Annotated in this window: 5 protein-coding genes and 1 pseudogene; 2 read left to right on the forward strand and 4 right to left on the reverse strand. The window is 68.6% G+C overall.

Annotated features, from left to right (window positions below; genetic code table 11):
• Nucleotides 1-100: 100 nt before the first annotated feature.
• Complete coding sequence (locus PV721_RS38075; protein ID WP_319732633.1) at nt 101-859, reverse strand: glycerophosphodiester phosphodiesterase; 759 nt, start codon at nt 857-859, stop codon at nt 101-103.
• Between the two features lie 62 nt (nt 860-921).
• On the opposite strand from PV721_RS38075, the gene PV721_RS38080 reads away from it, so the two are divergent.
• Nucleotides 922-1,275, forward strand: coding sequence for a hypothetical protein (locus tag PV721_RS38080; protein ID WP_319732625.1), 354 nt, complete (start codon nt 922-924; stop codon nt 1,273-1,275).
• A 16-nt stretch (nt 1,276-1,291) separates the two neighbouring features.
• Here PV721_RS38080 and PV721_RS38085 read toward each other — a convergent pair whose 3' ends face one another.
• Nucleotides 1,292-1,888 (reverse strand): hypothetical protein, encoded by a 597-nt coding sequence (locus PV721_RS38085; protein ID WP_319732627.1) that lies wholly within the window; start codon nt 1,886-1,888, stop codon nt 1,292-1,294.
• A gap of 244 nt (nt 1,889-2,132) precedes the next feature.
• Between PV721_RS38085 and PV721_RS38090 the strand changes: the two genes are divergently transcribed.
• Complete coding sequence (locus PV721_RS38090; protein ID WP_319732629.1) at nt 2,133-2,717, forward strand: DUF6461 domain-containing protein; 585 nt, start codon at nt 2,133-2,135, stop codon at nt 2,715-2,717.
• A 74-nt stretch (nt 2,718-2,791) separates the two neighbouring features.
• Here the strand turns inward: PV721_RS38090 and PV721_RS38095 are convergent, their stop codons facing one another.
• Together PV721_RS38095 and PV721_RS38100 are read right to left on the reverse strand one after the other, a co-directional pair.
• Nucleotides 2,792-7,060: a hypothetical protein gene (locus tag PV721_RS38095; protein WP_319732631.1), complete on the reverse strand. Its 4,269-nt coding sequence runs from the start codon at nt 7,058-7,060 to the stop codon at nt 2,792-2,794.
• 180 nt (nt 7,061-7,240) lie between these two features.
• Nucleotides 7,241-7,741 (reverse strand): annotated as a pseudogene (locus PV721_RS38100) (ABC transporter permease); the annotation flags it as partial.
• Nucleotides 7,742-8,294: the final 553 nt, after the last annotated feature.

Consider the following 8,294-nt stretch of genomic DNA (forward strand, 5'->3'; position numbering starts at 1 on the left):
CGGGAGTACCTCCGCTCCTTGTGACCGGCCTTGTGACCGGCCTGGAACCACCCGGCCGGCGCACCCCGGCCGGGTGGTTCCAGGCCGGTCACAAGGCCGGTCACAAGGAGCGGAGGTACTCCCGTACCTCGCGGGGCCGGTTGGTGATCAGGGTGTCCACGCCGAGCCGCACGCACAGCTCCACGTCCTCGGGCTCGTCGACCGTCCACACCCGCACCCGCAGCCCCCTGGCCTTCAGCCGGGCCACCAGCCCCGGATCCTTGCGCACCAGGTCGATGCCCGGCCCGGCGTGCCCCGCGAAGGGCGGCCGGACCGGCCGCAGCCGCCGCTCGATCAGGTAGACGGAGGGCAGGCCGGGTGCGAGCCGGTGCAGCCTCGTCAGGGCGTTGCGGGAGAAGCTCATCACCTCGACCAGGCCGGCCGAGCCGTCGGCCAGCCCGTGGTCCTTCAGGACCCGTACGAGCTCGGCCTCCAGACGGCCGCCGGCGCGGCCGGGGTGCTTCGTCTCGACGGCCAGCCCGACGGGCCGGTCGGCGGCCAGCGCCTCCTTGAGCAGGTCCTCGAAGAGCAGCACCTGCGCCCCGCGGTGCTCCCGGCCCTTCCAGCCGCCGAAGTCGAGCGCGCACAACTCCTCGTACGTCATCCCGGAGACCGCCCCGCGCCCGTCCGAGGTCCGCTCCACCCGCCGGTCGTGCACGCAGACGAGCTTCCGGTCGGCGGTGAGCCGCACATCGCATTCGAGCGCGTCGGCCCCGTCGGCGATGGCCTGCCGATAGGCGGCGAGGGTGTGCTCGGGGTGCTCGTGGGAGGCCCCGCGGTGGGCGATGACGCGCACGGCGCGGGCGGTGAGGGGCTGCATCTGCGTCATGCCCCAGACGTTATCCGGATGCGTGGGACGCCCCGGTACCGCATCCTGCCCGGATGGCCGAACAGCAGGCGTACGTGACCCTTCACTGCGAGCCGTGCGAGGAGTGCGTCCAGGAGGACTGGCAGTTCATCCGGGACGGCGAGCTGCACTGGGCGGGGTTCGAGCACTGTCCGCGGTACGAGGTCTACGCCTGCGACGACGGCAGGGGCGTACCGCCGCCCTGGGTCCGGGAGCGCATCGTGGCCCGGCAGGGCACGGTCCACCTCCCGGTCGGCGGGCCCGACGGGGTGCCGATCGCGCTGCTGCGCCGGGTGTACGGGCTGAGCATCGCCGAGGTCGTTGCTGCGCGGGCGGCCGGGTGGTGGGCCACCCCGGTCGAGGCGCGGCTGCTGACGGGGCGGATGTGACGAACTGCGGCTGCGGCTACGGCTTCGGGGCCAGCGGGGCGGGAGTGACCTTGTAGCCGCCCTTGGTGACCTCCGTGAAGGGGGCCGGAGCCATGCAGGTGCCCGCCGGGGGCTGGGTGAAGGAGCCGTCGGGCTTCGTGTCGAGGTTGGCGATGTCCCACGAGAAGCCGACGCGGTCGGGCTCGCCGCGCATGCCGTCCTGGACGCTGAGGCCGATCCGCCGGCCTTCCCAGCCGACGTTCGAGGTCTTCACCACTGCGGTGACCGTGGCCGTCCTGCCGCCCGTGACCAGGCAGTCCACCTCCCCCTCGGAGACGGCGGTGTAGCCCGTCGCCGTGACGTGGTGGTGGACGGTGACCTTGCCGACGGCGTCCGTCGGCAGGCCCCTTTCCCCGCCCTCGGCCCGGAGCGGCCGGCTCCAAGGGGCTGACGTCGCGTCGACCGTGAAGCGGATGTCGTCCTCGGGGCTGTACGGGTAGAACACGGTTCCGAGCCCGTGCACCGAGGCGAGCTTCGCCCCGGCCGGCGCCGCCGGGGCGGGGGCCGCAGCCATCAGCGTCCCGAGCAGGGCGGCGGATCCGGCGACGGCCAGGGCGCGCGTGCGGTTCTTCATCGTCAACTCCCGTGCAGTGAAGGTGGAGAGGCCCGAGGGCCCTTCGGTTACGGGTAGAGCCTCGCGGCCCGCCGCCCCCGGCTCCATCTGCCGATCGGCGGAAACCCCCGGGGTCCCTCTGCCGTTCGGCAGGGGCTCCGGATCACCCACTCTGCTGTGAGCAGCCGCACGAGCGGCCGTGCGCAGTCCACTCATCGCGCGTCGGTATCGTCTACCGCATCAAGACACTTCGCTAGGGGCTCATATGTCGGTTTTGGAAGACGGTCTCACCTGGCTTCCGTCCTCTTTCCCCCAGGGGTTCTCCGTGCTGTTCGCGCGCGATGTGGAACCTCGGACGCTTCTCGAGCTGATGGGTTGCGAGGAAGGGTCTTTCCAAGTCATGGACCGGGACGACGCCGAGGAATTCCAGCACGAAGATCCCGAGGAGCGGAGCGTGCTGCGAGCCGGTTCGGTCGGGCCGTGGTCATTCGCCGTCCAGTCGTGGGGAGCCCACGTTCTGGAGAGCGATGCCCTGCAGCATGTCTCCGCTGTGGCCGAGACCGTTGCCATTGTGCGCACCGAGACCATTCCGTGGTTCGCCTACGCGAAGAACGGACAGACGTTGTGCAGCTTCGATCCCGGCCTTCCTGATCTCCGCGACGGGGCCGATCGCGATATTCTGCTTTCCCACATGGTGGAATCCGGACTGCGAGTCGAAGGGCGGGATTCCGGCATTTCGTCGGTCGATGCAATGCTCGGACTCGCCGAAAGGGCCTTCGGGCTGGGACTCCCGCGCGAACTGGTCGTGGACGGTGAACTGCTCGCCGGCGTTGCCGAGGCGACGCCCTGAGTCGAGTGAGCAAACCGCGTGTGGCCCGCCGGACATCCGGCGGGCCACACGTCTATTTTATGGCAGTTCGTATCTTATGGGAGTTCGCAGAGCGTCTGGTTGCAATTCTCGAACCCTGGAGTGCTCACATAGTAGCGGTCCTTGTCGTGCAGGCGAACCGCCTTGGTGAAGTTACCCAGCCCGCCGCCCGCTGCAGAGTTCTGCCCCAGCGGGATGTCGCCACGTCCGCAGACCTCCTTGAAGGTGGGAAGCGGGAAGCTGGTGTGATACTTCAGCCGCCACTTCGCCTTCTGCTCCCCCGGCTTCTTCTCCCATACCGCAAAGAATTGGGCGCATTCCTTTCCGGAGCTCAGCGTGGACCCGCCGCTCTCCCTGGCTTTTGCGAAGGGGTACTCATCGCAGGATGATTTATTCCTGTCGCCGGTCTGCCCGTTCGGCACGGGGATGAAAGTGCGGTCACATATTTTGTCGCGATTCTTGTCGCTGATCGCCGTATCGGCCTGCCGAGAAAGAGGACTCTTGTGCTTCTCGCTGCCAGGGTGCGTTTCCAGCTTCTCCATCAGGAGCCAGTACAGGGCGGCCGCAGCCGGGTACTTCTTGGAATTCACGGTGTACGTCGGTATGAACTTGGGAAACACGCATCCCGGCTTGGCGTTGTCGCCGATGATGGCATCACAGCGGACAGCCAGGTCATCGTCCTTCCACGTGGTCGTGGCGCCTCCGATGGGGGAAATCCCGGTGAGAACGGATTCCAGTTGAAGGGTTTCGGTGCCAGAGGTTCCGGTCCAGAATTTTCCGAGGCCGCCGACCGCCACATGGGTATCGCCTGGACTCCACGTCGGCGTGTTGTACCACGTGGGGGATCCGACATCCTGGCATGTCGCGCCGCACTGGCTTCGCCATTCGAGGCGGATGTTGCCGAGGCCGGGATCGATGCTCACGGGAGTGACGATGAGCCGCTGGTCGATCGATGTTTCGTTCAGGTGGAGCTGAATCTGGTGCGAAACGTTGAACTTCGCGGTGTGCTTTTTCCCGTCCTTGAGGACGGAGAATGCCAGGGGAGTGCTGCTGTTGAGGCAGGCCTCATAGCGATTGAACGTGGTGCCGGACAGCTGGCAAGTGAAGTCGGCGGAGCGCGCCTCGGGCGCCGCGAACTTGCTGCCCTTCGACACGGTCGGCGCCCAGGAGAAGTTCATGGGCGGCGTCGGTACCGCCGTCTTCTGCTGCTGCGTCTGGTCGAATTCGGGTGCATTCGGGTCCGCGTCGCCGAAACTGATGTCCGGCATTCCGGAGTAGTCTCCAGGAACGAAGGCAACCGCATCGAATGCGATGTCTTGATCACCCGTTCCGTCAGAGGTGATGCTCGAAAGTCGCACCTGAGGGGCCGAGCCCTTGAACTGATAGGCGCCGATGTCGACCCATCGGTTTCCTGTCCCCTTCTGCTCGACCACGCTCTCGCGCCAGCCGTGCGGAGTCAGGATTTCATACTTGGCGAACTTCGTGTGGGCGCCGTGATCCGGCAGGTGCACGAATACCTTGGCGGCTCCGTCGAGGGGCTTCGTCAGCGCCCACGTGCCGGTGACCTTCATCCGCTGGCCCTGCGCGTCGTCCTTCCGGGTGTGCGCGAACCAGAAGTGTCCGCCGTAGCCGGCGCCGAGCTGCTGGAAGTCGATGCGGGCGCTGGGGGTGGCGAAGTCCAGTGAGAACGTTCCGCTGGTGGCCTTGGGCAGGGAGCAGCCCGGGCGGTGGACGGGGGTGCCGTCGGGCACGTCGTCGACGATGAGTGCGTTGGCGGGCAGACCCTGGGTGGTGCAGTTGGGCGGGTAGGCGGTGCCGTCGGCCTCTTCCTTGTAGGTGTCGTTGAAGCGCATGAGTTCATGGCCGCACTCCGCCTTGGTGGTGCAGTCCTTCCAGGTGACCGGCTGGTTCCACCAGCACTTCAGGTCGGTGCGGTTGCAGGCGCCCAGGCCGGGTTCGTTCTTGTCGTTCGGGCCGATCTTGCTGGGGTCGCAGCTGTTGGCAGCGGTGCAGAAGAGGTTCTCCGCCGGCTTGACCGTGCTGCGCAGTGCGGGACTGGTCCACCAGGCCTCACGGAAGCCCGCGACCATCTTGCCCGGTGATTCCATGGCCTCCAGTGGCCGGGCTGCCCAGCCGAGGACCTTCTCCTGGTAGGGCCAGTCCTGGGGGTGCTTGGCGTGCGAATAGTCGTTGGCGCCTGCCGGGCCCTCCAGGAACGGAGTGCGGTTGGCCTTCCAGAGCGGGTTGGCGGGGTTGTTGGTGAAGCCGACTCCCCACAGGCCGCCGTTGCTCGCAGCCGCCGCCTTGGGGTAGTAGCCGGAGTTGTAGGCCCAGAGGGCGAAGAACCAGTTCTCCAGGAACTTGGGGTCGCCGTCGTTGACCTTCAGGCCGTCCGCATTGGTCACGTTCCACTTGTCGGCGAGGACCCGCTGGCCGGCGGCGATGTTGGCCGTGTAGTCGAGCGCGGCGGCTTCCTGCTGCAGAGTCGTCAGGGGCAGTTCCCCGGTCTTCTCCTTGCCGTGCATGCGCATGCCGTCGGTGATCTGGGTGACGCCGTACCCGCAGTCGGCCTCGGCCCAGTTGATGCCCCACGGGTCGGTCTGCTGACCGCTGGCGGCGTACTTGATGCCGTAGTAGTTGCCGATCAGCGGGTTGCCGGTGACGCCGGGCACCACGACGCGGGAGGCCTGCCACATGTTGGATTCCTGGGCGGTGATGCCCAGCAGGACCTGTGCGGGTATCCGGCCGCCGCCGTGGAGGCCGAGGCGCGGGAACAGGGTCTGGGGCTGGTACGCGGGCATCCCCAGGTTCTTCCAGTTCGCCGGCCGGGAGACGTTCTTGTCCAGGGTCCCGTTGACGATCTGGTCGACGGCCCACTCCACCTGACGCGGCTTGGGCTGCATGGCCTGCTTGGCCGGGTCGTTGCGCGCCACCGAGCAGTACCGCTCGCTCTCGCCGAGCGAGGCGGTCTTCGGCGCCGCGAGCGCGAAGCCGCCGAGCACGGTCGCCGGCTTCGGCGCGACCAGAGCCGGGGTCGGTCCCGTTGCCGCGGCGGCCGGGTTCGGCGCGGCCAGAGCCGGGGACGGTGCCGTTCCCGCGGCGGCCTGGGGGGCGGGCAGGGACGGCGTGACCGTGAAGTCGGTGTCCTTGCCCGTGGCGAGGACCTTGAGGCTGATCTTCTTCGACTCGGCAGCGAGGTCCTGCTGCTTGCGCGGGTCGCTCCCGTCGGCCGTTGCCACCTTGGTGACGAGCGCCTTGCCGCTGGTACTGGCAGTGGAGTCCTTGGGGACGTCCGGGCGTCGCTGGACCGTCTTGGGCAGCGGGTCCGCGGCCTGGGTGTCGCCGGTGATGAAGACGGCGCCGCCGGCGCTGCTGGAGACGTCCATCTTGGTCAGCGCACCGCGGGCCAGGACGCTCTGCTTCGTCTTGCCGGCGTTGCCGCGGGAGATGTCGGCCGCGCTGATGCGCCTGACCTCGCCCTTGTCGTTCGAGCCGGCGGGGCGGTCCAGGTAGACGAGGCCGCCTTCGGCATCGGCCTTGAGCCCGAAGGGCACCTGGCCGGTGCTCGCGAGGGTGGTGCGGCGGCCCTGCTCGTCGATCCGGGTGAGGCGGGCGGAGTCCGCCGCCACGATGTCCTTGCCGACCGGAACGGCGGAGGTGACCTGGCCGGCCAGCTCGGTGGTCCGGCTGACCTTCGCCTTGGCGACGTCCACGGTCAGCAGACGGGTCTGGTTCTTCGTGTCGCCGCCGGCCTGGGTGAGGACGGCCGTCTCGCCCGTGCCGCAGCCCGGGCTGAAGTAGGCGAGCGAGGCCTGCCGGTCCAGCTTGGTGACGGCGCCGGAGTCCAGGTCCACCACCGCGGTGAACGCGCCCCGCGCCATCAGCTCGGGCTTGTTGGTGAACGTACGCGGGGCGTATGCGACCACGGCCCGCTTGCCCGACCCGGTGACACAGGCGTTGCCGATCCACATGTCGGCGTCGAAGCCGGGCTCGGCGAGCGTCGCGGCCGTGCGCCAGCCGTAGCCGGCCTTCTGGTCGGCGACCAGGACGTGGAAGCCGGTGGCGTCACCGCTGGTGGTCCACGCCCGGTCAGCCGAGGCCTTCCAGCCCTTGCCCAGGACCTCCTCGCGGTCGGTGGGCGCGATCTGCGAGGCGTCCGCGGTGGCATCGGCGGCCGGCTGCACCGGGTCCGCCCATGCCTGACCCTGCACCAGGCCGCATATCAGCGCGGTACTGATGAGGGCCGCAGCTGATGCGCTGCGCCTTCTTACACGATGTCTCAAAGCAGCTTCCTTGGTCGGTGGATAGGGGGACTCGCTGCGCAAGACCGCCCGGACACGGGACCGGTGCAGACGCGGCCGTGCATCACGACGGCTTTGCGAGCGAAGTAGCGGGTGGCGCTGAGCGCCTTGGCGGGCGGGCCGCGGCACGCAGAAGCAGGACCGTCGGCCGGTGGTCGGCCGTGATCCGCGCGCAGGCGCGCTCCCTGAGTGCCGGCGCTCGCCTCAGCGGCGGAGGGCTTCTGCCGGTGGGATCCGGGAGGCCCGCCAGGCCGGGTAGAGGCCGGCGAGGAGGCCGGTGGCCAGGCCCGGAACGGGAGCGGCGGCGAGTGTGATCGGGTCCAGGGCCGGGCTCCACCGGCGGGCCGCGGAGACCGAGACGACGACCGCAGTCCCGATCGATGTGCCGATCAGGCCGCCGATGAGTCCGAGGGCGGTGGATTCGGACAGGAATCGCACGGTGATGTGGCGCCCGCGTGCGCCGAGGGCACGGCGCAGACCGATTTCGCCCGTTCTCTCCATCACGGCGACCAGGGTGGTGTTCGCGATGCCGACCGCGCCGATGACGAGGCCTACGGCGGCGAGGGGCAGGAAGAGGGAGCCGAGGTCTCCGCCGACTCCGGACCTCAGGGTCTTGGGGTCGGGGGGCGGAAGGGCCTTGAAGTACTCCGGGTGGTCCCGGCGCAGGGCGAGGGCCGCCTCGCCGGCGATCCGGGTGGCGGCGCCGAGGCAGCAGCGACCGCGGCCACGGCAAAACGAGACTTCATGTCGGGCTTCACTAGTTCGCCTTTCAAGTGCATCCACGAGCGAGTGAAGTGGCACGGTGAACAGCGAGAAGCCGACACGGCACCGAAAAGGCGCCGGACATGTCGCATAGGGGCTGCGCGGGCAGCCCTAGCGTGAGCACGTCAATCCCCCGAGATCGCCGAGCGCCGCCCGGAACTCCCCCTGAATGCACAGATGTTTCGTTGGGTCGCCTCCCCCTGCCGAGGGTCAGACGGCAGAGGGGTTTCGCTTTGAGGCGACGTGATCATTAAAGCATCATTAAATTCCGGCAAATCGAGCGAATCGCCAGTTACTCGACAGTAACAATTTGGTACGGGTGGTGAGATGGAGAACTGGCGCGCCGTCACCCACGGGCCGAACGTCCCTGAATGCGCCCCCGAACTCCCGTAGTTGTGGCTGCGGAAGTTGAAGTCCGAGGTCCTGCGGGGCGGCAGGGGACGGCACAACGGCCGAGAACCCCCGGCGCGGGGCGCCGGGGGCTCTCTGGGGGCAG

The organism is Streptomyces sp. MB09-01, assembly GCF_033794505.1.
Taxonomy (GTDB): domain Bacteria; phylum Actinomycetota; class Actinomycetes; order Streptomycetales; family Streptomycetaceae; genus Streptomyces.